This is a genomic window from Chlorobium sp. (assembly GCF_036528655.1).
Taxonomy (GTDB): domain Bacteria; phylum Bacteroidota; class Chlorobiia; order Chlorobiales; family Chlorobiaceae; genus Chlorobium.
The window spans coordinates 330,507-352,547 of the sequence record NZ_JAIGND010000030.1; the positions used below are offsets into that span (position 1 = coordinate 330,507).

21 protein-coding genes and 2 tRNA genes are annotated in these 22,041 nt (G+C 52.5%); 19 read left to right on the forward strand and 4 right to left on the reverse strand.

What is annotated here, in order from left to right; genetic code table 11:
- Positions 1–107 precede the first annotated feature (107 nt).
- The 5 genes from tpx to K4305_RS09330 all read left to right on the forward strand — a co-directional run bounded on the left by tpx (position 108) and on the right by K4305_RS09330 (position 6,311).
- Positions 108–608 carry a thiol peroxidase gene (gene tpx, locus K4305_RS09310; protein ID WP_331562141.1) on the forward strand — a complete coding sequence of 167 codons (501 nt, stop codon included), beginning with the start codon at positions 108–110 and terminating at the stop codon, positions 606–608.
- Between the two features lie 189 nt (positions 609–797).
- Entirely contained in the window at positions 798–2,750 is a 1,953-nt protein-coding gene (locus tag K4305_RS09315) for an alpha-amylase family glycosyl hydrolase (RefSeq protein ID WP_331562142.1), read from the forward strand.
- A gap of 82 nt (positions 2,751–2,832) precedes the next feature.
- The gene (locus K4305_RS09320) at positions 2,833–3,486 is read left to right on the forward strand and encodes a riboflavin synthase (protein ID WP_331562143.1); all 654 of its coding nucleotides are present in this window, start codon (positions 2,833–2,835) and stop codon (positions 3,484–3,486) included.
- Positions 3,487–4,836: a replication-associated recombination protein A gene (locus K4305_RS09325; protein ID WP_331562144.1), complete on the forward strand. Its 1,350-nt coding sequence runs from the start codon at positions 3,487–3,489 to the stop codon at positions 4,834–4,836.
- Between the two features lie 83 nt (positions 4,837–4,919).
- Positions 4,920–6,311: a TolC family protein gene (locus K4305_RS09330; protein WP_331562145.1), complete on the forward strand. Its 1,392-nt coding sequence runs from the start codon at positions 4,920–4,922 to the stop codon at positions 6,309–6,311.
- Positions 6,312–6,316: 5 nt separating this feature from the next.
- On the opposite strand, the gene K4305_RS09335 is transcribed toward K4305_RS09330, so the two are convergent.
- From K4305_RS09335 to K4305_RS09350, 4 genes are all read right to left on the reverse strand, one after another.
- Positions 6,317–7,252, reverse strand: a complete 936-nt coding sequence (locus K4305_RS09335; protein ID WP_331562146.1) for a class I SAM-dependent methyltransferase — start codon at positions 7,250–7,252, stop codon at positions 6,317–6,319.
- A gap of 26 nt (positions 7,253–7,278) precedes the next feature.
- Positions 7,279–7,797, reverse strand: a complete 519-nt coding sequence (locus K4305_RS09340) for an HIT family protein (RefSeq protein ID WP_331562147.1) — start codon at positions 7,795–7,797, stop codon at positions 7,279–7,281.
- Between the two features lie 35 nt (positions 7,798–7,832).
- Positions 7,833–7,919, reverse strand: a tRNA-Leu gene (locus K4305_RS09345).
- Between the two features lie 16 nt (positions 7,920–7,935).
- Positions 7,936–8,017: transfer RNA gene (locus K4305_RS09350), tRNA-Leu, on the reverse strand.
- Between the two features lie 108 nt (positions 8,018–8,125).
- Here K4305_RS09350 and K4305_RS09355 point away from each other — a divergent pair.
- From K4305_RS09355 to K4305_RS09420, 14 genes are all read left to right on the forward strand, one after another.
- Positions 8,126–8,719 (forward strand): hypothetical protein, encoded by a 594-nt coding sequence (locus K4305_RS09355; protein ID WP_331562148.1) that lies wholly within the window; start codon positions 8,126–8,128, stop codon positions 8,717–8,719.
- Positions 8,701–9,780 carry a ferrochelatase gene (locus tag K4305_RS09360; protein WP_331562149.1) on the forward strand — a complete coding sequence of 360 codons (1,080 nt, stop codon included), beginning with the start codon at positions 8,701–8,703 and terminating at the stop codon, positions 9,778–9,780. The genes K4305_RS09355 and K4305_RS09360 overlap by 19 nt, the downstream gene beginning before the upstream one ends.
- On the forward strand, positions 9,777–10,376 hold the full coding sequence (locus tag K4305_RS09365) for a tetratricopeptide repeat protein (protein ID WP_331562150.1): 600 nt from the start codon (positions 9,777–9,779) through the stop codon (positions 10,374–10,376). Before K4305_RS09360 ends, K4305_RS09365 begins: the two co-directional genes overlap by 4 nt.
- A gap of 462 nt (positions 10,377–10,838) precedes the next feature.
- On the forward strand, positions 10,839–11,270 hold the full coding sequence (locus K4305_RS09370; RefSeq protein ID WP_331562151.1) for an NADH-quinone oxidoreductase subunit A: 432 nt from the start codon (positions 10,839–10,841) through the stop codon (positions 11,268–11,270).
- A gap of 25 nt (positions 11,271–11,295) precedes the next feature.
- On the forward strand, positions 11,296–11,865 hold the full coding sequence (locus tag K4305_RS09375) for an NADH-quinone oxidoreductase subunit B (protein WP_331562152.1): 570 nt from the start codon (positions 11,296–11,298) through the stop codon (positions 11,863–11,865).
- Positions 11,866–11,901: 36 nt separating this feature from the next.
- Complete coding sequence (locus K4305_RS09380; protein WP_331562223.1) at positions 11,902–12,420, forward strand: NADH-quinone oxidoreductase subunit C; 519 nt, start codon at positions 11,902–11,904, stop codon at positions 12,418–12,420.
- A 33-nt stretch (positions 12,421–12,453) separates the two neighbouring features.
- The gene (locus K4305_RS09385) at positions 12,454–13,656 is read left to right on the forward strand and encodes an NADH-quinone oxidoreductase subunit D (protein ID WP_331562153.1); all 1,203 of its coding nucleotides are present in this window, start codon (positions 12,454–12,456) and stop codon (positions 13,654–13,656) included.
- On the forward strand, positions 13,653–14,771 hold the full coding sequence (gene nuoH, locus K4305_RS09390) for an NADH-quinone oxidoreductase subunit NuoH (RefSeq protein ID WP_331562154.1): 1,119 nt from the start codon (positions 13,653–13,655) through the stop codon (positions 14,769–14,771). Before K4305_RS09385 ends, nuoH begins: the two co-directional genes overlap by 4 nt.
- 56 nt (positions 14,772–14,827) lie before the next feature.
- Positions 14,828–15,445: a 4Fe-4S binding protein gene (locus K4305_RS09395; RefSeq protein WP_331562155.1), complete on the forward strand. Its 618-nt coding sequence runs from the start codon at positions 14,828–14,830 to the stop codon at positions 15,443–15,445.
- 32 nt (positions 15,446–15,477) lie between these two features.
- Positions 15,478–15,999 (forward strand): NADH-quinone oxidoreductase subunit J family protein, encoded by a 522-nt coding sequence (locus K4305_RS09400; protein WP_331562156.1) that lies wholly within the window; start codon positions 15,478–15,480, stop codon positions 15,997–15,999.
- A gap of 12 nt (positions 16,000–16,011) precedes the next feature.
- The gene (nuoK, locus tag K4305_RS09405; protein WP_331562157.1) at positions 16,012–16,329 is read left to right on the forward strand and encodes an NADH-quinone oxidoreductase subunit NuoK; all 318 of its coding nucleotides are present in this window, start codon (positions 16,012–16,014) and stop codon (positions 16,327–16,329) included.
- 49 nt (positions 16,330–16,378) lie between these two features.
- Positions 16,379–18,685, forward strand: a complete 2,307-nt coding sequence (nuoL, locus tag K4305_RS09410; RefSeq protein ID WP_331562158.1) for an NADH-quinone oxidoreductase subunit L — start codon at positions 16,379–16,381, stop codon at positions 18,683–18,685.
- A gap of 43 nt (positions 18,686–18,728) precedes the next feature.
- Positions 18,729–20,366, forward strand: a complete 1,638-nt coding sequence (locus K4305_RS09415; RefSeq protein ID WP_331562159.1) for a complex I subunit 4 family protein — start codon at positions 18,729–18,731, stop codon at positions 20,364–20,366.
- A gap of 37 nt (positions 20,367–20,403) precedes the next feature.
- A complete protein-coding gene (locus K4305_RS09420; protein ID WP_331562160.1) occupies positions 20,404–21,939 on the forward strand; it encodes an NADH-quinone oxidoreductase subunit N in 1,536 nt (511 codons plus the stop codon).
- Positions 21,940–22,041: the final 102 nt, after the last annotated feature.

Sequence of the window (22,041 nt, forward strand, 5' to 3'; positions counted from 1 at the left end):
TAAAGGTTCAGCAGATTGAAACTTTCTGCAGTCCGGACAGGTTTTCGTTTAATCTTTTCTGCAACGTCCTCGTTATTACCTTTACACAACAATAAATTCACACATTTATGGCTACAGTCACGCTGAAAGGCAACCCTGTCGAAACCTGCGGCGAACTTCCGGCTATCGGCTCCGAAATGCCTTTTTTCTGTCTGGTGAAATCCGATCTTTCCGAAGCAGGTCCTGCCGATTTTGAGGGCAAGCAGCTTGTGTTGAATATTTTTCCGAGTCTCGATACCGCGGTGTGTGCGGCGTCGGTGCGTCGCTTCAACCATGAAGCGGCTTCATTCGACAATACCGTCGTTCTCTGCATTTCGGCGGACCTGCCTTTTGCTCACAAACGGTTCTGCGAGGTCGAGGGGTTGAACAATGTGATTTCGCTTTCAGTGTTCCGTTCTCCCGCTTTTGGCAAGGATTTCGGGGTGGAGCTGGTTACCGGTCCATTGAAAGGATTGCTTGCCCGTGCCGTTATCGTTGTCGATAACGAGCACAAGGTTGCATACAGCGAACTTGTGTCAGAAATCGTACAGGAGCCGGATTATCAGGCCGCACTGAAGGCTCTTGCATAGGAGCTTCTGTGACGCGGCAAGACACCTTTACGGTATCTGATTGTTTCTGCGTTTCTTTGCCAAGCCTGCCTCGTGCGGGCTTTTTTTTTGCTGCCGAAACGGTTTCTTTTTGATCAGAGGTGTGATTTTATACGTATACTGCATGCGATGAATGTTCGGATACTGTCAACCCCAAAACTATCAGTATTTATGATCGGCATTAGTCAGGGAGAGGGAAAAAGGGTTGTGGAGCGCAGCCTCAGGGAGATCGATTTTGCAAGGCTTGTCGAAGGCGTCACGTATCATCCGTCCCCGGCTGCATGGGAGGACGAAGTGCTCTATTTTCTGTTTCTTGACCGGTTTTCTGACGGCAGAGAGTTCGGCGGGTTTGCCGATAACGATGGCAAACAGGTTACAGAGCCTTCAGGCGAAAGGAGCACCCCGCTGTTTGCGCAGGAGAGCGATGCAGGAACGGCAGATAGGGAGAGCTGGTTCGAGGCAGGCAAGGGCTGGTGCGGCGGCACAATCTCCGGCATGAAGGAAAAACTCGGATACCTGAAGCGGCTCGGAATTACTGCAGTCTGGATAAGTCCCGTGTTCCGCCAGGTGACCGGCAGCAGCGATTATCATGGTTACGGCATCCAGAATTATCTCGATGTTGATCCGCATTTCGGTACCCGCGAGGAGCTGAAGGATTTCGTTCAGGTCGCGCATTCCCTGGGTATAAGGGTTATTCTCGATATCATCATCAATCATGCCGGTGACGTTTTCTCATATGAAGGGAACCGGCAGTATACCTATCATGACGGCCATCAGTGGCCTGTGCAGGGCTATCGCAGCCGCAGCGGTGACTCGGGAAGCATCCCTTTTGATGTGGATGAGAATGCGGATTTCGATGGTGCGGTCTGGCCTGTCGAACTCCAGCATGCGACCGTCTGGTCGAGGCATGGCGAAATCAGGAACTGGGACGGATTCCCGGAGTTTCTCGATGGCGATTTCTGTACGCTGAAGGATGTCAATCTCGGTGAAGGACTCAAAGATCCTTCTGCAGCCTGGGACCTGCAGCGACGGATCCGCGAGTTCAGGCCATCGCAGGCGCTGAAAGACCTGTCGGTTATCTATAAGTTCTGGATAGCCTATACGGATATTGACGGGTATCGCCTCGATACCGTGAAGCATATGGAGCCCGGCGCAGTTCGCTATTTTGCGACTGCGGTACACGAGTTCGCGGCTTCGATCGGCAAGGAGAATTTCTATATCATCGGCGAAATTACCGGCGGAAGGAGTTATGCTGCATCGATTCTCGACAATACGGGCCTCGATGCAGCTCTCGGTATCAACGATATTGCTGACAAGCTGGAGTTCATGATAAAGGGATGGCGCAGTCCGGGCAATCCCGATACTGAAGAGCAGGAGGGGTATTTCGATCTTTTCCGCAACAGCCTGCTCGACAACAAGCATACCCGGCAGTGGTACGGCAGCCATATTGTGACGATGTTCGACGATCACGACCAGGTCGGGGTGAAGCAGAAGTTCCGTTTTGCCGGCGATGCTCCGCAGAGCGAGTTGCTGCTTCCGGCCGCGCTTGGCGTGAATCTTGCATCTTCGGGTATTCCGTGCATCTATTACGGTACCGAACAGGCATTCAACGGCGCCGACCATCGCCAGGGCGACGATTCCTGGAGTGATGTGTTCCTCAGAGAGTGCATGTTCGGCGGCCGGTTCGGTTCCCGACAGAGCACGGGGAAGCATTTTTTTAACGAAAAACATCCGGTCTACAGCTTCGTAAGCGACCTTACCGCTATCCGGAAGCAGCGTATCGAGCTGCGCCGGGGAAGGCAGTACCTGCGGCAGGTTTCCGCTACAGGCTATGACGGGGATTTTTATTATCCCCAGCCGATGGGTGGATCGCTGCGCTGGGTTATAGCATGGTCGCGCATTTTCGCGGACAGCGAGATGCTTTGCGCAGTCAATACCGATACTCTGCAGGCATTGAGGGTGTATGTCGTTGTCGACAGTTCGATCCATTCTCCGGGCAGCATCATGCGGTGCCTTTTCAGCACAGCGGAAGGGACCCAGCATCTCGACGTTACGGTCGAAGCCCGTCAGGGCGCGTCGGTGTGCATTACGGTGCCTGCAGCGGGGTTTGTTATCTATGGATGAACGATGTACGTAACGGCAATTACCCGGGGTTGCCGTATATTGCTTTTAAGGTGAAGGTAACTGGTAACAAGTCATCAATCGGATGTTTACGGGAATAGTGAAGGATGTGGGCACCGTAGACGCAGCGCAGAAAAGAAACGGCGGATTGCGTCTGCGGGTGGTGCATGCGGGTTCAGAGGCGTTCAGCTCTCTTACGATTGACGAGAGCGTCAGCGTCAGCGGCGCCTGCCAGACCGTCGTGGCTGTTGGAAACGGGTGGTTCGAGGTTGATACCGTCGAGGAGACGCTTCTGAAAACCACTCTCGGATCGCTTCGCAGCGGCATGCCGGTCAATCTCGAAAGGGCGCTGCGTCCGATCGACAGACTCGGAGGCCATTTCGTGCTGGGTCATGTAGATTGCGTCGGCGAGGTCGGCAAGGTGCGTGAACTGGGATCGAGCCGCGAGATATGGATCGGTTATCCCGCCGTTTTCAACGCATACATGGTGCCAGCCGGGTCGATTGCTATTGACGGTATAAGCCTCACTGTTGCAAGGCTCGGCGAGTCCTCTTTCGCTGTGGCGATCATTCCCTTCACTTTCGCGCATACAACTATCAGCAGACTTGTACCGGGCAGCAGGGTAAATCTTGAGTTCGATATTCTCGGCAAGTATGCAGCGCGTCAGCTGCAGACCGCGGCCCCGGCTGCTTCCGTTTCGCGCATCGATGAAGGGTGGCTCAGGGAAAACGGTTTTTAGATGAGCGTACCCGATCTTTTTCAGGCCGATCTGTTCGGTCTTCCGGATGCAGGCTCCGGAGCTTCAGGCGGAGAATTCCAGCCGCTGGCCGAGCGGGTGCGTCCACGTTCGATTGATGATCTTGCCGGACAGGAGCATCTTGCGGGCAGGGATGGACCGTTGCGCAGCTTTCTTGAGACCGGCAGGCTTCCTTCCATGATATTCTGGGGCCCGCCAGGTTCCGGCAAGACCACGCTCGCAGATATCTGCGCCCGATCGCTGCACTACCGTTTTGAACAGCTGTCCGCTATCGACGCCGGAGTGAAGGATGTTCGCAAGGCGCTCGAAAGTGCACGCCAGGCCCAACGTTCAGGACTGCGTACCATTCTGTTCATCGACGAGATCCACCGGTTCAACAAGGCACAGCAGGATACGCTGCTGCACGCCATAGAGCAGGGGCTTGTGATTCTTGTCGGGGCTACTACCGAGAATCCGTCGTTCGAGGTGAACGCCGCGCTGCTCAGCCGCATGCAGGTCTATATTCTCAAACCGCTTACCCATACAGATATCGAGGCGGTAGTTCATAGAGCCCTTGCGTGCGATACGCTTCTGAAGGAGAGGCAGGTGGAGATCCCGGATCTCGATTTTCTTCTGCAGTTTGCCGGAGGAGATGCACGAAAGGCGCTTAACGCGCTTGAGGCGGCGCTTGCCCTCGTGCCTGCGGGACAGCGTCAGGTGAGGCTTGATCGTCCATTGCTCGAGCGGGCTCTGCAGCATAAGGCCCCGATCTACGATAAGGGAGCCGAAGCTCACTACGATACGGTCTCCGCTTTCATCAAGTCGATGCGGGGCAGCGATCCCGATGCATCGCTTTTCTGGCTTGCGCGCATGCTGGAGGGCGGCGAGGATCCGCTTTTCATCGCGCGCAGGATGGTTGTTTTCGCCAGCGAGGATGTCGGAAATGCCGATCCCTTCGCGCTCACCCTATCCGTATCGGTGTTCCAGGCCGTGCAGATGATCGGTCTGCCCGAAGCGCGCATCAACCTCGCCCAGGGGGTGACATATCTCGCCTCGGCTCCAAAATCGAATGCGAGCTACGAGGGGGTGAATGAGGCAATGCGCTCAGCGAAACTATTTCAGGATACCGGCGTGCCTCTTCACCTGCGCAACGCTTCGGGCGCCTTCATGAAAGAGATCGGGTACGGGGAAGGATACCGATATCCGCACCGTTTTCCGGGACATTTCGTTGAGGAAACCTATTTTCCCGAGGGAGTGTCACCTCAGCTTTTCTATCGTCCTACGGAAGAGGGTCGCGAAAAAATCGCTGCCGACCGGCTCCGGGCTCTGTGGAAGGATCGATACGGCAAGTGAATTTTTTCGATGATTCCTCTCTTTGTATATTGGAGCCATAATCCGGATTCGCTGTTTCTCGGTATTATTTCAATACGATTGTCATGAACAGGTTCGTTCTGTCGCTGGTCTCATTCGTTCTGCTGCTCATCTCTTTTGCATTACATCCCCGAGGGGCAACCGCCGCAACGGATTCGTCGCGTTACAGTCTGACGCTCGACGATGCCGTACGTCTCGGTCTTTCAAAAAGCCGCGCTCTCGAATTAGCCCGTCTCGATCGAGAGATGGCTTCCGGGAAAATACGCGAGACCTGGTCGGAAGTGCTGCCGCAGCTTACGACGAGTTTCACGTATACCAGGACACTCAAGCCTTCCGTTCTTTTTTTTCCGGATGTTTTTTCCGGTTCTCCCAATCCGAATTCTTTTATACCTCTCGAAATCAGTGCCGACAACAGTGCCTCAGCAACGCTCGACCTGCGCCAGAAACTCTTCGATGGTTCGGCCATAGCCGGTATCAGGGCGGCGTCCGTGGTTCGTAAAATAAGTGACGAGTCTTACCGTAATACCAGGTCGGCGGTTGTAGCCGACATCAAACAGGCATATTTCGATGCCCTGATTTCCCGCGACCGGCTGCAGCTTATCCGCCAGAGCATCGAACGGTGGGAGCTGGCTCAGCGTGATACGCGGGCCATGTTCCGCCAGGGAATTGCCGCAGATATCGATACCCTGCAGGCTTTTCTTTCGGTTGAGAACCTTCGCCCCGACCTGATCCAGGCAGAGAACATGGTGGGCATTACCATGACGAAACTGAAGAACGCCATGGGAATTCCCTCCGAGAGTGACGTAACCCTGACCGGCAGGCTTGAAGTTCTGCCTTCGTCTTATCCTGCACAAATCGCTGAGGCCAGCCAGGAGGCGTTGCTATCGAGGCCTGATCTGAGGCAGCTCGAACTGCAGGTTGAGGCCGAGGATCAGAAGGTGTTTTCAGCCAGATCGGAGCGCTTTCCCGTGCTGTCGGCTTTCGGTCAGCTTCAAGCTCAGACTGCGTTCAACGATGACGTAAGTCTTGCCGACTCCGATTGGCCGGTCTCGGCCGCTGTGGGTCTGCAGGTCAGTATGCCGATTTTCACCGGTTTCAGGATCGGCGCGAAGGTTGAGCAGGCCAGGATATCGCGCCTGCAGGTCATGACGAGGCTTGCCGATCTTAAGGCGAACATCAGGGCCGAGATCGAAGTGCGCCTGTCGGCTTTCAATGAGGCCCGAAAGCGTATCGAGGTGCAATCGAAAACCATCTCCGTTGCCGAACGGAGCTACCGCATATCCCAACTGCGTTTTCGCGAGGGTATCGGTTCGCGTCTCGAACTCATCGATGCGGAGCTGCAGCTCAACAAGGCTAAAACCAATTATCTGCAGGCGGTGTACGATTATCTGATGGCGAGCGTGCTGCTCGATCGCGCGCTCGGACGTTCCGGCGCACCGGCTGAACTCAAGGGGTGAAGGGATCAGCGAGCCTTTCTGAAATAGTAGACCAGTGTCGAGGCCTTCTCCCGGCTGAACGGAGCTGACGCGATTCCGGCAGCAGCCTGCACGAGAGCTTCGGCTATCCCGGCGAGTCCGAAACTTCGGCCGTACTCTCTTGCGGCCAATTTACCGCTGTACCAGCAGGTATAGAGCGTATCCGGCAGGTAGGGTACCATCCTGCAGAGTTCGAAGCCGTGTTTTGCAAGAAGTGCTTCAAGCACAGAAGGGGTAAAATGCCAGAGATGTCGCGGAGCGTCCCATGCCACCCAGTGTTGGCGGTAGTGCCTTGCATCGCGGCTTTCGGGATTCGGCAACGCCATCACCACGGTTCCCTGGCGGTCAAGCTGCTCGGAAATGTTGTTAAGCAGGCTGTGCAGGTCATGCACATGCTCGAATGCATGCCACAGCACGATCCGGTCGAACGCTTTTCTGCTCTGCGATCTTCCGGCGGGATGTCGATCAATCGGCACGTTTGTTTTCGCTTCTGCAACAGCGGCAGCTTCAGGATCGGTTTCGATGCCTCGAAGATGTCCGGCAGGAATTCCTCTGGCGAGCTTCAGATGGCGCAGGAGATCTCCGGTCGAGCAGCCGATCTCCAGTATCCGGCAGCCGGTCAAGGTTTTTTTTTCGCCGTACAGCACCAGAGAGGCTTTGCGATTGAGCAGGAGCGTTCTGGCGGCAAGATAAAGCCTGTTGCGCAACGATCCTGCCATGGCGTCATGCAGATGGGGATCGTAGCTCTCCTGGCCATAGAAACGGCTGATTTCGGGAAAAGACGGTCTCGGATCGAGCATGAGCAGCCCTGAGGGGCGGGATCGAACGATCTGCCAGCGCGAATCAGGTCTGAAACGGTCCGGAACCGCGAGAAAAGGTTCGAAATCCCTTTTGCCGCTTATCGGGCAGACCGAGTTTTCCATTGTAAACGGGGAGTCACCTGGAGATGTCAGCTCTGTTTTTCCTGAACCAGCGCCAGAATGGCTTTTCTGAGGTTGCTGTAGGTGGTTTTCATGTCGTTGCTGAGCACTTTGGCATCGGCAAGTACTGGCATGAAATTGGTATCGCCTTCCCATCTGGGCACGATATGGAAATGAATATGGGTATCAACGCTTCCTCCTGCGACGCGGCCGAGGTTGGCTCCGAAGTTGAAACCCTGCGGTTTAAGGGTTTCTTTAAGCGCCTTGATGCAGAGATCGGTGAGATCCATGATCTCCAGTTTAGTCTCGTTGTCGAGAGCTGAAAAGTCAGGGGTCTGCAGGTATGGAATCACCATGAGATGCCCGCAATTGTACGGATAAAGATTCATGATGATGAAGCAGGTTTTACCGCGGTACAATACGAAACGTTCTTCATCCTGTTCGGGAGGAATGTCTGAAAAGACCGATTTCTCTTCCTTTATGGCAGTTTTGACATCCTTGAAGGATTGCATGTAAACTTCACGCCAGGGTGAGTACATTCGCTGCATGGCAGGGCTGTATGGATCGTTTTATTTTGTAGCAATGGTACCAAAGGTGGGACTCGAACCCACACGAGCTTGCGCCCACTGGATTTTGAGTCCAGCGCGTCTACCAGTTCCGCCACTTTGGCCTGTAAAAAAACGACGTGCGAGAGAAGGGACTCGAACCCTTACGCCTCACGGCACTAGTTCCTAAGACTAGCGTGTATACCAATTTCACCACTCTCGCCTATGGACAAAGAATATACGCGGTTTTTTATTTTATAAAAACTATCTTTGTTAATAACTTTCGAGCCATAATACGCATAATTTTCTTTATTATCGACTTGTTGTGCTCATGCGTTTTGACGTTCACCGTTTTGCAGATCTGCTTTCATGGGCAATAAGTCCTGTTGTCGTGGCTCCTCTGGTATTCTGCGTTGTCGTGCTGTTCGGTTATCCTGAAGATCCTTCGAGGTTTTCCTATCTGACGGTTCTTTTTGCATCAAGCACGGTTGCGCCTATGCTGCTGATTTACGGACTGAAAAAAATCGGTAAGGTTTCGGATTACAATATTACGTTCAGGGAACAGCGTTTTCTTCCACTGCTTGTGCTGACAGGGGTGAACGTTCTTGGTTACGAGTTCATGCAGCAGCTCGATGCGCCCAGACTGCTCAGCGGCATTCTTCTGTTCAATGCCGTCAATACGGTGCTTATTCTCCTTGTTACCCTGCAATGGAAGATCAGCATTCATCTCTTTACGCTTTCGTCATGCATCTCGCTGCTGTTCCTGCAGTTCGGTTCCGGAGCATTGTTTCTTTGTGTTCTGGTTCCCCTTCTCATGTGGTCGAGAATATATCTGAAAGCGCATAATTTCATGCAGACACTTGTTGGCGGGATCATAGGATTTGTTTTAATGTATGCCGAACTGACATGGTGGATAGGGTTATAGGGAAAAAACGGTATGCAGTTCTGATCGTTACGTATGGTGAGGTAGAGAAGCTGACGTTGCGGAATCTCTGGCCGAGTTCAAGACGGATACTCAAGGTAATTACCAGCCAGATAGTGAAGGTTCCGAAGTTTCTTGTCTATTTCATTGCCGATTACCGTTCGACCAGGCATTTCATCAACTGGCGGCTGAACGGCTACCGTTCATCGCTGCTGTCGATCAACAGGGCCCAGACGAGGGCGATAGCCCGTTGCCTTGCCGAAAGCCGCGCGGATATTTTCGATTCACTCGATGCCGATATATTCGATGCATACTATTTCGTCCCTCCGTACCTCGAGGATGTGCTCAAAGAGAACGAACGGAACTACGATGGAATTGTCATTGTGCCGATGATTCCCGTCGAGTCGGCGTTTTCATGCGGCGTCGCATGCAGAATGATAGCCGAACAGTTCGGCGATATGCGCTACGGCAGCATCCGCCTGCTCAACAAGCTCTGGAAAGAGCCGGAACTGCACCGGATTTATATCGATTACCTCTTTTCCGAACTCGATGCATCAATTAAAGGCACCGCTCGAACCGGGCTGGTGCTGGTCATACATGGAACCCTTGTAAGGGACAGGGCCGGAAATCCGCCGAAAGTTTTTACCGGTCTCGATGAAACGAGGCTTTTTTTCGATCTGATGAAAGAGCGTATCATGAACGATCCCAGAAACTGTTTCACTGATATCCGTCAGGGCTGCATGAACCATTCGGCGGGTGGAGAGTGGACATCGGAAACCGTGCAGAAAGCTCTTGCCGCATTTCAGGAAGAGGGCATCGAGACTGTTGTGATGTTTCCCTACGGTTTTTTCGCCGATAACAGCGAAACCGAGTACGAGGCCCGTAAGGTGCTTGACCGTGCAGGTTTCAGGAGAGCGCAGTATGTTCGCTGCATCAATGAATCCCCGGAATTTGCCTGTTGGCTGGCAGACATGATAACCGACGAATTGGAAATTCTTTACAATATCCAGCACACACTGGAGCACGAACTTGTGCCGTCAATCCCTAAAGCATCGAACACGTGAAAGAGATAGAGAAACTTGAGGCCGCACTTCGTGACAACCCTGAGGACGCAGACCTCCGTTATGATCTTGCCCTCTGCTATCTGCAGCATGAGCGGAACAGCCAGGCACTGGAACTGCTTGACGGAATGCTCCTTGAGCGCAGGCGGGATCCGCGTGCTTTTTATGCGAGGGCCGTGGTCTATCTGTCAATGAACGATTACCGGAAGGCCGGCTGCGATTTTCTCCGGACGATTGCACTCGACCGTGATTTTCTCGATGCCTATCGCCATCTTGGTTTCATCCAGCTTACTCTCGGCAAGGAGGAGGCCGCGCTGAAAACCCTGCAGGCAGCTCTTCACAAGGATCCTTCAGATGCAGGGCTTTATTGTGTGCTTGGAGATGTCTATCTCGATACCGGAGAGCCCGGAAAGGCCAAAGAGGCCTTCGAAAAAGCTTACGAGCTCGATCCGCAAGGTGCCGAACCGCATTGCAAGCTTGCCATGTATTATGTGTCTCAAGGAGATATGAAGGGGCTGAAAAAGGAGTATGATATCCTCAGGGATCTTGATCCTTCAATGGCCGCACAGATAGAAACCCTGTTTTTCCAGCCGTTATGAAACTGTTTCCCGATATCGGAACAAGGAAGCTCTTTATGAAAAAAGGGCTTCCGTTCATTCTCGCTTTCGCTTGGGCTCCGATTGTATGGATGTTTCTCTCTTCGCTGCTCGCCCCCTTCCTGTCAGGTTTTACCGGGTCGTTTGTGCTCACCCAGAGCGTGATCGTACCGATTACGGCACTTGTATTGTTTGTGTTTATTAGGGTTTTCAGGTTTATCGGTAAATATATTTACACATAAGTTGTTCTTATGCTTAATAAAGTTATGAGTTAAGGGATTTTTTTTTAGATTCAGCTCAACTCGAACGGTTCTGAACCGAACTTTTTCTGACTTCTGCGGTAGGGAGGCTTTTTTTCTGTTCGGTAAAGGATTTTTTTTTATATTTGGCCCACTTAACGGTAATAATTGTTATCAGTGCGGAAATCCGTCACGGCAACCCAGGGATAACCTTAACAGACAGCTCATGGACCAGACGCTGAGTGGTTTCGGAAATGTTTTTGTTTTTCTCGCTCTCGGAATCGTATTCGTGGCCGGTGGGTATCTTACGGCGCGAATGCTTCGGCCCAGCAGACCGAATCCTGAAAAAAATTCCACCTACGAGTGCGGAGAGGAGGCGATCGGCAGCGCGTGGATCAAATTCAATATCAGGTTTTACGTTGTCGCACTTATCTTCATCATCTTCGATGTCGAGGTTGTCTTTCTTTACCCCTGGGCAACGGTCTTCAAGCAGCTTGGCCCATTCGCTCTTTTCGAGGCCCTCGTTTTTGCCGGCATTCTGATTCTCGGGCTTGTCTATGCCTGGGTCAAGGGCGATCTCGACTGGGTGCGTCCGACTCCCAATATTCCTGAAATGCCCGAGCTTCCTTCCGGAAAGCCCGGCAGCGGGCGGAACTGAATTTCAACTATCAGATTAACGAGTTATGGGTTTACTTGATGCCTCCTTCTCGAAGCATAATGTAGTTGTGACATCGGTTGACAACGTACTGAACTGGGCTCGTCTGTCATCGTTGTGGCCGATGGGATTCGGTCTCGCATGCTGTGCTATCGAAATGATGGCAACCAACGCCTCCAATTACGATCTCGAACGGTTCGGTATATTTCCCCGCTCCTCTCCCCGCCAGTCCGATCTCATGATCGTGGCAGGTACAGTCACCATGAAAATGGCGGAGCGGGTCGTCAGGCTTTACGAGCAGATGCCCGAACCTCGTTATGTGCTGTCGATGGGCAGTTGCTCGAACTGCGGCGGGCCTTACTGGGAGCATGGATATCATGTGCTGAAGGGTGTTGACAGAGTCATTCCCGTCGATGTATATGTTCCGGGTTGTCCGCCAAGGCCCGAATCGCTGATTGGCGGGCTCATGAAAATACAGGAACTGATCCGCATGGAGCAGATCGGTCTCTCAAGAGCGGATGCGCTGAAGAGGCTTGCGGAAAAGAGTGTCGATCCGCAGCAGGTTATAGAAAGAGAGCGTCGGGCAGTCCGTGCATGACAACTGAACGGTAAGAAACAGGAAAATATGTCAGATATGGAAGAGGGCAGGGTGGTGCCGCAGTCGCTACAGCAGGCTGCTGCGGCTTACGAAGTTGTTCGCGAGGCGTTCGGCGGCGCGATATCGGATTTCGACGCCAATGAATTCATGCCGTTTTTCGAAGTGCTCGAAACGGAAAAGTGGCCGGATATCGCGCTTTTCATGCGCGACCACCCCAAACTGAAGTTCAACTACCTGGCCTGCCTTTCCGGAGTCGATTATCCTGCCGAAGAGAAGCTTGGTATCGTATGCAACCTCGAATCGCTGGGCGTTTTGGGTCACAGGATCGCCGTAAAGGTGAAGTGTGCCCGTAACGGCGGATCGATTCCGACAGCGGCCTATGTATGGCATACGGCAAACTGGCACGAACGCGAAGCCTTCGATATGTTCGGCATGCAGTTCACCGGTCATCCCGACCCGCGCAGGATTCTCTGTCCTGAAGACTGGGAAGGGTTTCCGCTTCGCAAGGATTACGCGGTGCAGGAGAGCTACCATGGCATCAAGGTGCCGTATTAAACGGGGTTATAACAGCAATAAAGCAGCTCAAGTATGCAGGAATTAGGAATGGCTGAGCAGGGCTCGATACGAGTTTCCCGCAAGGACAATAATGTTGTGGTCATAGAAAAAGACCTCGCGACAGAGGAGATGGTGCTGAGCATGGGGCCTCAACATCCTTCTACCCATGGCGTGCTCAAGCTCGAGTGTCTCACCGATGGCGAGGTGGTGACATCGGCCGAACCCTATCTCGGATATCTTCACCGCTGTTTCGAGAAACATTGCGAAATGGTCGATTATCCGGGCATCGTGCCTTACACCGACCGTATGGACTATCTTGCGGGCATGAATAACGAGTGGGCATACTGCATTGCCGTGGAAAAACTGCTCGATATCGAAATTCCCCGCAGGGTAGAGTTCATTCGGGTGATCGTCTCGGAACTGAACCGCATCGCTTCACATCTGGTAGCCATCGGTACCTATGCCATCGATCTCGGCGCATTCACTCCTTTTCTTTTCTGTTTTCGTGACCGTGAACATATTCTGGGTCTTCTCGAGTGGGCTTCAGGCGCACGCATGCTGTATAATTATATCTGGATCGGCGGCGTGGCCTTCGACCTGCCTGCCGATTTCAGCAAACGTGTCAGGGAGTTTATCGATTACTTCAGGCCCAAGGCTGTCGAGCTCTACAAGCTGCTGACTGAAAATGAAATTTTCGTTAAACGGACAAAAGGCATCGGTATCATGCCTCCCGAGGTAGCCATCAACTATGGCTGGTCAGGTCCAATGCTTCGCGGTTCCGGTGTGCAGTGGGATCTTCGCCGCAACGACCCCTATTCTGTCTACCCCGAACTCGATTTCAAGGTACCTGTTCCTGACGGCAGGTTCTCCGACATCGGCGACTGTCTCTCGCGCCATCTCGTTCGTGCGCTTGAGATGGAGGAGAGTCTCTCCATCATCGAGCAGTGCCTCTCTAAAATGCCTGGCTCCGAAGGGTTCAATCCGAGGTCGGCTGTACCGAAAAGGGTCCGTCCCAAAGCAGGAGAAGTATACGGTCGGGCAGAGAATCCCAGAGGCGAGCTCGGATTTTATATACAGAGCGACGGCAAATCGACCAGGCCGTTGCGCTGCAAGGCTCGTTCTTCCTGTTTCGTCAATCTTTCCGCAATGAAAGACCTATCGAAAGGTCAGCTCATTCCCGATCTTGTCGCTATCATAGGCAGCATCGATATCGTGCTCGGGGAGGTTGACCGATGACGTTTTCCGCTATACCGTTAATCAGTCTGCCGTTTCTTATGGGTAACAATCTCAATGCCTGGTCCGACGCCCTTGCCGGGCTCACCATATCGTGGTTTCCTCTCGGCCTGGTGATCATTGCCGCTATTCCCCTTGTTTTCATCGCACTCTACGCCCTTACTTACGGCGTCTACGGCGAGCGCAAGATTTCGGCCTTCATGCAGGATCGTCTCGGTCCTATGGAGGTCGGCAAGTGGGGCATCCTTCAGACCCTCGCTGATATTCTCAAGCTTCTGCAGAAGGAGGATATCGTACCGACCTCCGCCGACAAGTTTCTTTTCGTAATCGGGCCCGGTATTCTTTTTGTCGGATCTTTTCTCGCATTCGCCGTTCTTCCCTTCGGGCCGGCATTTATCGGCGCAGATCTCAACGTCGGTCTCTTCTATGCCATAGGCATCGTCGCTCTCGAAGTTGTCGGCATTCTTGCCGCCGGATGGGGGTCTAACAATAAGTGGTCGCTCTACGGAGCGGTCAGAAGCGTGGCGCAGATTGTCAGCTACGAGATTCCTGCCGCCATAGCCCTGCTCTGCGGCGCCATGATGGCCGGTACGCTCAGTATGCAGCAGATCAGTGTGCTCCAGTCCGGACCTTACGGATTCGCGCATTTCTTTCTCTTTCAGTCTCCCATAGCATGGCTTCCTTTTCTTATCTATTTCATTGCATCTCTTGCCGAGACGAACCGCGCTCCGTTCGATATTCCTGAAGCTGAATCGGAACTTGTCGCAGGTTATTTCACCGAGTACAGCGGCATGAAGTTTGCAGTTATCTTCCTTGCAGAATACGGAAGCATGTTCATGGTTTCGGCCATTATCTCGATCGTTTTTCTCGGCGGCTGGAATTCTCCGCTGCCCAATATCGGAGCACTGGCACTTTACGACTGGACGACCGGTCCGGTATGGGGCGCATTCTGGATTATTTCGAAAGGCTTTTTCTTCATCTTCGTGCAGATGTGGCTGCGCTGGACGCTGCCGAGACTCAGGGTCGACCAGCTGATGTATCTCTGCTGGAAGGTGCTGACACCGTTTGCATTCGTCGCTTTCGTGCTGACGGCAATCTGGGAAATCTACGTACCGTAAATAATCGGTGCCCGCAAGCGGGCGCAGGCATACAGGCATAGTAATAAGGTAAGTATATGAGCGAGTATTTCAGTAATATCAGGACCAGCGCGGTAACGATAGCTACCGGTATGGGCATTACCCTCAAGCATTTCTTCAATGCCGTGAAACGCAAGGGCGATGCAGGCGTCGACGATGCCGATTATTTCAACCAGGTCGATGGCCTCTGTACCCTGCAGTACCCGCGGGAAGCCATTCCGACACCTGTGAACGGACGGTACCGTCTGTACAATAATATCGAGGACTGCATCGGATGCGGTCAATGTGTCCGTGCATGCCCGATCGGCTGCATCTCGATGGAGACTGTCAAGGTGACCAGCGACGATCTTGCCGTATGCGGCAAGACCTCCGACGGACAGCAGAAGAAATTCTGGATTCCGGTATTCGATATCGATGTCGCCAAATGCATGACATGCGGCATCTGTGTTTCGGTCTGTCCTACAGAGTGCCTCGTGCATACTCCGGTCAGCGATTTTTCGGAGTTCGATCGTCAGAACATGATCTACCATTTCGGTAACCTGACCAATCTTGAAGCCGAGGCCAAGCGCCGGAAGCTTTCCGAACAGCAGGCGCAGGCGGCAAAGGAAAAACAGGCGGCTGCAGCCAGAACCGCAGCTGAAAACGGCGGACAGTAAGATGGATTACGAAACAAAATGCGCTTTGACACATGAATAACGCGACCTACATCACGATTTTCTATATTTTCGCAGCCATTACGGTTTTCTCCGCAGCCTTCGTTGTGTTTTCGAAAAACGTGATCTATTCGGCTTTTTCGCTGCTCTTCACCTTTTTCGGTGCGGCTGCACTTTTTGTTTTCCTTAGCGCTGATTTCATTGCCGTTACCCAGGTGGTTGTTTATGTAGGCGGTATTCTTGTGCTGCTGCTTTTCGGCGTGATGTTCACCAATTCGATCATGCAGGCCGACCTGAAGACCGACGTATTGCATGTGGTGCCCGGAATCCTGCTGCTTCTGGCAACGGTCGGAGGGATGCTGTTCACCTTCTATACGACCGGAAGCTGGAAACCTTCGGATGTCCAGCTTGAAGGCAGTGTCGTCGAACGAATTGGGTTTGAAACCATGTCGCGCTACGTCCTGCCGTTTGAAATGGCTTCGATCCTCCTCCTTGCTGCCCTCATAGGAGCCGCATTTCTTGCCCGATACGATAAAGTCCGTAAAAACGAACAATAAGCACTCTGTTTCATGGAAATCCTTACGAACATAGGTATCAACCATTACCTCACCATATCGGCGCTGCTTTTCGGTTTCGGCCTTTTTGCAGTGATGACCCGGAAGAACGCCATCGTGATTCTCATGGGGGTTGAACTTATTCTCAATGCGGCCAACATCAATTTTCTCGCATTCTCGAAATTCAACGGCGGCATGGAGGGCGTGATGTTCAGCCTTTTCGTTATTGTGCTTGCAGCTGCCGAGGCGGCCATCGCTCTTGCAATTGTCATCAATATTTTCAAACTCTTTAAAAGTGTCGATGTTTCCACAATCGATACCATGAAAGAGTGACGGAGCGCAACAGCAACAAGTTTCATTATTTCCTGAAAACCGAAAGAACATGCACAGTTTAATCCAGTTATCCATAGCCGTTCTGCTTCTGCCGCTGCTGTCGTTTGTGATTCTTATTTTCTTTAACAAGCGGCTTCCGAGAAGAGGCGATTTCGTCGGTGTCGGCATCCTTGGCGCGACCTTCGCCCTTTCGTTCTATATTTTCTGGAGCGTCGTCGTTCAGGCTTATGATCCGTCATTCAGAATCGCATGGGATTTCACCTGGATCGATTTCGGCAACGTACCCGGAGTCGGACCATTGCAGATAAAGATGGGCATCGTGATCGACAACCTTACGGCCATCATGCTCGCCATGGTTACGCTGATCAGTTTTCTCGTGCATCTCTACTCGACCGGCTATATGGCAGGCGATCCCCGCTACGGCAGGTTTTTCGCCTATCTCGGCATCTTCACCTTTTCGATGCTCGGTATCGTTCTGTCGGACAATCTTTTTTCCATTTACATCTTCTGGGAACTTGTCGGGCTTTCGTCATACCTTCTCATCGGGTTCTATTTCGAGAAGGACAGCGCGGCGGATGCACAGAAAAAAGCCTTTCTTGCCAACCGTGTAGGCGATATAGGCATGTGGCTCGGTATTCTGATTCTCTACTCCCAGTTCCATACGTTCAATTATCAGGAGATATTCCGGAATCTCGCTGACGGAAAATTCGACATGAGCGAAGCCTGGCTTACCGCGGCAGGAATTCTGCTCTTCATGGGCTGCGTCGGTAAATCAGCCCAGTTTCCCCTGCATGTATGGCTGCCTGACGCCATGGAGGGCCCCACTCCGGTTTCCGCTCTGATCCATGCGGCGACAATGGTTGCTGCCGGCGTTTACTTCGTGGCCAGGATATTCGTTCTTCTGACGGCAGACGCTCTGCATGTTATTGCCTTTATCGGCGCTATCACTGCATTCATGGCGGCAACAATCGCCATCACCCAGCATGATATCAAGAGGGTGCTCGCCTACTCGACCGTTTCGCAGCTCGGTTACATGGTGCTAGGCCTTGGTGTAGGCGCCTATTCGGCAGCACTCTTTCATCTTGTAACGCATGCTTTTTTCAAAGCGTGTCTTTTCCTTGGTTCCGGTGCCATCATCCATGCCATGCACCACGAACAGGATATGCGCTGGATGGGCGGATTGAAAAAGCACATGCCATGGACATTTGCCACTTTCACCATTGCCACTCTCGCCCTTGCCGGTCTTCCGCTGACCAGCGGCTTTATGAGCAAGGACGCCATTCTAGCCGGGGCCATCGGTTTCGCGAATGCCGAAGGCGGCGGTATCTATTATCTCATTCCGTTCCTCGGTTTCTTTTCAGCCATGCTGACCGCATTCTATATGGGCCGTCAGATCTGGCTGGTCTTTTTCGGCGAAAGCAGGACGCATCTGAAGCCTGCCGACGACCATCACCATGGCCATGATGCACACGGATCGCATGGTCACGACGGCCATCACGAGGAGGCTCACGGGGTTCACGAGGTTGCATGGAATATGCGGGCTCCGCTGGTCGTTCTTGCCGCGCTCTCCATTTTTGCAGTTTATTCGCCTGATCCTCTCGATGGCGCGAAGGGGTGGTTCATGAAGATGATTCCTACTCCGGAAACCGTTGTAGGGTCGGCATCCGGAGAAACTGAACACCAAACATCTTCGGCCAATCAGAATGCTGCTCATCTTCTTGCAGAAGCGGTTCCTGCTGGAGCGCATCGTGCGGAGACCGATGCCCACCATGAGGGAGTCGCCTCCGAAACACTTCATGGTGATGATGCGCATGCATCAGGCCATGGCGATGGACACGGTCATGAATTTGCAGATCCCCGACAGGCGGCTATCGCGCATGATGCTCACGAAGCGCACAATCTCGCGATCGTTATCTCCAGTGTGATGGTCGTACTCGGTATCAGTCTTGCTCTGATTGTCTACGTGTTCAGGGTCATCGATCCCGACAGGACGGCGCAGGTTATCAGGCCCCTCTATCTCTTTTCGTTCAACAAGTGGTACTGGGACGAAATATACCAGGCGACCTTCATCAAAGGCTCGATCGTTATTTCGAAAGTGCTTTCGTGGTTCGACGCAAATGTAGTAGATGGTTTAGTCAACGGCGCAGGAGCGCTTACCCGACGCGTCGGGTTCGCTACCGGAGGATTCGACAAGTATGTCGTCGACGGAGCTGTGAATTTTACGGCATTCTTCTTTAATACTTCCGGCGCCGTACTGAAGAAACTGCAGACCGGAAAGGTGCAGACCTATGTTGTGCTGCTGATGCTTGCAGTCATGGGGTATTTCATCTATTACTTTACACAACTGATCTACTAACAGAGGCATTTACTTTTAAATTGAAAACCTACCGATACGGAACATGCTGAGTCTCATTGTTTTTCTGCCTATCATTGCCGGTCTGGTGATTCTTGCCGTGCCTTCATCACAGAAGCAGATAATCAGAATTGTGTCACTGCTTGCGGCTGTCGCCCAGTGTGTGCTTGCTGTTCTGATCTGGCAGGGCTATGATGCCGCACTGCCGGGAATCACCGCTGCTGCCGGAGGAGCCCCGGAAGGCTCCTTCCAGTTCATCGAGCGGTTGCCGTGGATCAGTCTCGATCTCGGCAGCTTCGGTTCGCTGAACATCGAGTATTTCCTCGGCGTGGACGGCCTGTCGATCACCATGGTGATCCTGACTGCGCTCATCTCCGCTATCGGTGTACTCTCAAGCTGGCCTATCCAGAAACAGGTGAAGGGATACTTCATACTCTACAACCTGCTTGCCACCGCGATGATGGGTTGTTTCGTAGCGCTTGATTTCTTTCTCTTCTACGTGTTCTGGGAGCTTATGCTGCTTCCGATGTACTTTCTCATCGGTATCTGGGGCGGTCCGAACCGTGAATATGCAGCCATCAAGTTCTTCCTCTATACGCTTTTCGGCTCCGTATTCATGCTGCTTGTCATGATCGGCCTATATTTCAGCGTCATCGATCCGGTTACCGGCAACCATACCTTCAGCCTTGTCGCCATGGCAAGCCAGGAGAACTATATCAAGGATGCAATTCTCGGCCCCGACAGCGTCATGTGGCGGTATGCTGCCTTCATCGTGCTCTTTATCGGTTTCGCCATCAAGGTTCCGATGTTTCCCTTCCATACCTGGCTGCCTGATGCACACGTAGAGGCTCCTACCCCTATTTCTGTCATTCTTGCCGGAGTGCTCCTGAAACTCGGCACCTATGGCATGATGCGGATCAACTTCCCGCTTTTTCCCGAAGTCTTTCAGGCTTCGCTTTATGTGATAGGGGTGCTCGGTGCAATCAATATCATTTACGGTGCATTCTGCGCCCTTGCCCAGCAGGATCTCAAAAAAATGGTTGCCTACTCATCCATCAGCCACATGGGCTACGTGCTGCTCGGCCTTGCCGCTGCGAACAGCGAAGGTATGGTCGGAGCTCTTTACCAGATGTTCAACCACGGGACCATCACCGCCATGCTCTTCCTTCTTGTCGGCGTGATCTACGACCGTGCTCACACCCGCCAGATCGATAAATTCGGTGGTCTTGCAACATACATGCCGGTTTACGCGGCTGTTGTCACTATAGCCTGGTTCGCTTCTCTCGGCCTGCCGGGTCTCAGCGGGTTCATTTCGGAGGCATTCGTCTTTGTCGGAGCTTTCAGTGCGGAAACCACCCGCAACATTGCGATCGTTTCGGTGCTCGGTATCGTCTTCGGCGCGGCATACCTCCTCTGGTCGCTGCAGAGAATGTTCCTCGGAAAGAGAAAGCCCGATGCAGCTTACGACCTTGAAGTCGGTGCGGACGGCCACGAGCACATCCATTTCCATGACTGGAAGGGCAAGCTCGATCTCGATACGCGCGAGCTGGTCATGCTTGTGCCGCTTGCCGTGATCGTGATATTCCTCGGCATCTATCCGATGCCGGTGATGGGGTTGATGACCTCAAGCATCAACAAGCTTGTCGAGGTACTTTCTCCGGTCGTCATGACGGCATTGAATTAATAAGGTTAATGAGATAAAAGAATAAACGAAGAGAATTATGTTCCAGCTTCCATCAGGTGCTGAAATAGAGAGTATCATAGCGACGTTGAAATCCAGTGTCGGTTTTTTCGTACCTGAAATCTGGCTTTCGGTGCTGTTCATGCTGCTGATCGTCGTCGATCTGGCGGTTAAAGGCAGGAAGAATAACCTTCTCGCATCTGTTACAGCGCTGGGGCTTGCCGCGAGTTTCTTTTTCATCTACCAGCAGCATTCCCTTGCAACAGGAGAGATCTTTTTTGGCATGTATGTGCTTGACGAGTTTGCGCTCTTTTTCAAGTATTTCTTCGTGATCTCCGGTATTTTTGCCGTTCTCGTATCGGTAGCTGACGAGCAGCTCAACAGGGAGGTACAGAGCATAGGTGAATACTATGCGCTCATAGTCGCCATGGTGGTCGGCATGATCATGATGGCCTCGTCAACCGACCTGCTCATGATGTTTCTTTCCATGGAGCTTGTAGGACTTACGGCATATGTGCTGACAGGATATCTGAAAAAAGACGCACGCTCTTCGGAAGCCGCACTGAAATATCTTGTCTACGGTTCGGTTTCTTCGGGACTGATGATCTACGGTTTTTCGCTTATCTATGGCATGACGGCAGAGACAAACATCATGAAGATCAGCGCCGAACTTGCCCGGCATGGCTACGATCCTCTGGTCATGATGCTCGCTTCGCTGCTCATCCTTGCAGGTTTCGGTTACAAGATCGGCGCAGTGCCCTTCCACTTCTGGAGTCCCGACGTCTATGAAGGTGCGCCGACCCCCATTACCGCCTATCTCTCTGTTGGTTCCAAGGCTGCGGGTTTTGCCATTCTCATGAGATTTTTTTATGTCGCCATTCCGCACGGCGGAGAGCCGTTCCAGGATATCGCCGGTCTCGACTGGCTTATGCTCCTGATCGTCCTCGCCGTCGCTTCGATGGTCTACGGCAACGTGGTTGCGCTCTGGCAGAAGAACGTCAAGCGTCTGCTTGCCTATTCCTCTATTGCCCATGCTGGTTACCTGCTGCTGGGAATTATCGCTATGGACGAGCTCGGTACACAGGCTACGCTGTTTTACCTGCTCGGCTATCTTCTGATGAACATCGGGGCTTTCTATGTGGTTATTCTGATTGCCAACAGAACCGGCAGTGAAAATCTTGACGACTACCGCGGTCTCGGCAGAAAAATGCCTCTGGCCGGAGCCGCTCTCACTGTATTTCTCATCTCGCTCGTAGGTCTGCCTCCTACCATCGGATTCATCGGGAAGCTCATGATTTTTTCAGCGCTGCTTGCAAAAGGCTCGGTCTATATCTGGCTTGCGCTAATCGGCGTACTTACCAGCGTGATAGCTCTATACTACTATATGCTCATTCCATTGAACATGTACCTCAGGGAGTCCAAGCAACCCGATGATGATCACGATCGCACAGCAATGGTGCATCAGGTGGCGCTGGCGGTACTGATGATTCTTACCATCTATTTCGGTCTCTTCTTCGCGCCGCTGACCGATTTTGCAAAAGCCTCCTCTGCGATGTTCGGTTTAACCATTTACTGAGAAGGTTTTCTTAAGGCGATACAATATAATTCGACTTAAACCCTGCATTTATCATTAAAATGCAGGGTTTTTTCCGTTTTGTCCGAAAATAGCATGGAACAT

Bases quoted from the DNA above. Each gene is read 5' to 3' on its own strand.
- K4305_RS09335 (WP_331562146.1), bottom strand. From the start codon at position 7,252: ATGGAAAACTCGGTCTGCCCGATAAGCGGCAAAAGGGATTTCGAACCT.
- K4305_RS09360 (WP_331562149.1), top strand. From the start codon at position 8,701: ATGGTGGATAGGGTTATAGGGAAAAAACGGTATGCAGTTCTGATCGTT.
- K4305_RS09340 (WP_331562147.1), bottom strand. From the start codon at position 7,797: ATGCAGCGAATGTACTCACCCTGGCGTGAAGTTTACATGCAATCCTTC.
- nuoK (WP_331562157.1), top strand. From the start codon at position 16,012: ATGGAAATCCTTACGAACATAGGTATCAACCATTACCTCACCATATCG.
- K4305_RS09355 (WP_331562148.1), top strand. From the start codon at position 8,126: ATGCGTTTTGACGTTCACCGTTTTGCAGATCTGCTTTCATGGGCAATA.
- K4305_RS09420 (WP_331562160.1), top strand. From the start codon at position 20,404: ATGTTCCAGCTTCCATCAGGTGCTGAAATAGAGAGTATCATAGCGACG.
- K4305_RS09330 (WP_331562145.1), top strand. From the start codon at position 4,920: ATGAACAGGTTCGTTCTGTCGCTGGTCTCATTCGTTCTGCTGCTCATC.
- K4305_RS09320 (WP_331562143.1), top strand. From the start codon at position 2,833: ATGTTTACGGGAATAGTGAAGGATGTGGGCACCGTAGACGCAGCGCAG.
- K4305_RS09400 (WP_331562156.1), top strand. From the start codon at position 15,478: ATGAATAACGCGACCTACATCACGATTTTCTATATTTTCGCAGCCATT.
- K4305_RS09315 (WP_331562142.1), top strand. From the start codon at position 798: ATGATCGGCATTAGTCAGGGAGAGGGAAAAAGGGTTGTGGAGCGCAGC.
- K4305_RS09370 (WP_331562151.1), top strand. From the start codon at position 10,839: ATGGACCAGACGCTGAGTGGTTTCGGAAATGTTTTTGTTTTTCTCGCT.
- K4305_RS09385 (WP_331562153.1), top strand. From the start codon at position 12,454: ATGCAGGAATTAGGAATGGCTGAGCAGGGCTCGATACGAGTTTCCCGC.
- nuoH (WP_331562154.1), top strand. From the start codon at position 13,653: ATGACGTTTTCCGCTATACCGTTAATCAGTCTGCCGTTTCTTATGGGT.
- tpx (WP_331562141.1), top strand. From the start codon at position 108: ATGGCTACAGTCACGCTGAAAGGCAACCCTGTCGAAACCTGCGGCGAA.
- K4305_RS09415 (WP_331562159.1), top strand. From the start codon at position 18,729: ATGCTGAGTCTCATTGTTTTTCTGCCTATCATTGCCGGTCTGGTGATT.
- K4305_RS09395 (WP_331562155.1), top strand. From the start codon at position 14,828: ATGAGCGAGTATTTCAGTAATATCAGGACCAGCGCGGTAACGATAGCT.
- K4305_RS09325 (WP_331562144.1), top strand. From the start codon at position 3,487: ATGAGCGTACCCGATCTTTTTCAGGCCGATCTGTTCGGTCTTCCGGAT.
- K4305_RS09375 (WP_331562152.1), top strand. From the start codon at position 11,296: ATGGGTTTACTTGATGCCTCCTTCTCGAAGCATAATGTAGTTGTGACA.
- K4305_RS09380 (WP_331562223.1), top strand. From the start codon at position 11,902: ATGGAAGAGGGCAGGGTGGTGCCGCAGTCGCTACAGCAGGCTGCTGCG.
- nuoL (WP_331562158.1), top strand. From the start codon at position 16,379: ATGCACAGTTTAATCCAGTTATCCATAGCCGTTCTGCTTCTGCCGCTG.